Source organism: Streptomyces sp. NPDC060209, assembly GCF_042728155.1.
Lineage (GTDB): Bacteria > Actinomycetota > Actinomycetes > Streptomycetales > Streptomycetaceae > Streptomyces.
Genome location: NZ_JBHWZS010000586.1, coordinates 1 through 1174, shown reverse-complemented (window position 1 = coordinate 1174; position 1174 = coordinate 1). Strand labels below are relative to the sequence as shown.

The window sequence follows — 1174 nt, the reverse complement described above, 5'->3', positions numbered from 1 at the left end:
CCGAAGCTGTTCCGCCCTCCGTACGGTGAGTCCAACTCGACGGTGCAGGCGGCCGCGGCCAAATACGGCCTGACCCAGATCATTTGGGACGTCGACTCGCAGGACTGGAACAACGCGAGCACCGACGCGATCGTGCAGGCCAACGCCCGGCTCACCAACGGCCAGATCATCCTCATGCACGACTGGCCGGCGAACACGCTCGCCGCCATCCCGCGCATCGCGCAGGGTCTGGCGAGCCGGGGGCTGTGCGCCGGCATGATCTCCCCGCAGACCGGCCGCGCCGTGGCTCCCGACAGCGGCAGCACCGGCGGAGGCGGTGGTGGCTGTACCGCCACCATGACGGCGGGCGACAGGTGGAGCGACCGCTACAACCTCAACGTCTCGGTCTCCGGCTCCAGCAACTGGACCGTCACGATGAACGTCCCCTCCCCCGCGAAGGTCCTCTCCACCTGGAACACCAGCGCCACCTACCCCAGCACACAAGTACTGACCGCCAAACCCAACGGCAACGGCAACAACTGGGGCGCCACCATCCAGGCAAACGGCAACTGGACCTGGCCCACCGTCTCCTGCACCACCGGCTGACAGACAGCACATCGCACCGGTGGGGCAGCGGCCCTACCCGCCGCCCCACGACCAGCCGCTTCCTGCCGATCCGATCAGGACGAGAAGGACTCACCCCCATGCGCATTCCAGCACGCCTGTCCTTACGGCCCGTGGTCACGGCACTGGCCGTCGCCACGATGGCCGCCACCGCCACCGTCGACACCACGCCCTCGCACGCCGCGAACGCTGCCGCCTGCAACGGCTACGTCGGGCTCACCTTCGACGACGGCCCGTCAAGCAGCACCCCGGCCCTGCTCAACGCCCTGAAGCAGAACGGGCTGCGGGCCACGATGTTCAACCAGGGCCAGTACGCCGCCTCCAACCCGGCCCAGGTGCGGGCCCAGGTCGACGCCGGTATGTGGGTCGGCAACCACAGCTACACCCACCCGCATCTGACCCAGCAGAGTCAGGCGCAGGTCGAATCGGAGCTCTCCCGTACCCAGCAGGCCATCGCCGGTGGCGGCGGGGGCACGCCGAAGCTGTTCCGCCCTCCGTACGGTGAGTCCAACTCGACGGTGCAGGCGGCCGCGGCCAAATACGGCCTGACCCAGATCATTTGGGACGTCGA

At 68.7% G+C, this 1174-nt stretch carries 1 protein-coding gene and 1 pseudogene; both read left to right on the top strand.

Annotated elements, in window-relative coordinates; genetic code table 11:
• Window positions 1-585: pseudogene (locus ACFWFI_RS42735) on the top strand (polysaccharide deacetylase); the annotation flags it as partial.
• A gap of 98 nt (window positions 586-683) precedes the next feature.
• A partial coding sequence (locus ACFWFI_RS42730) for a polysaccharide deacetylase family protein (RefSeq protein ID WP_387401384.1) occupies window positions 684-1174 on the top strand: 491 nt, incomplete at its 3' end.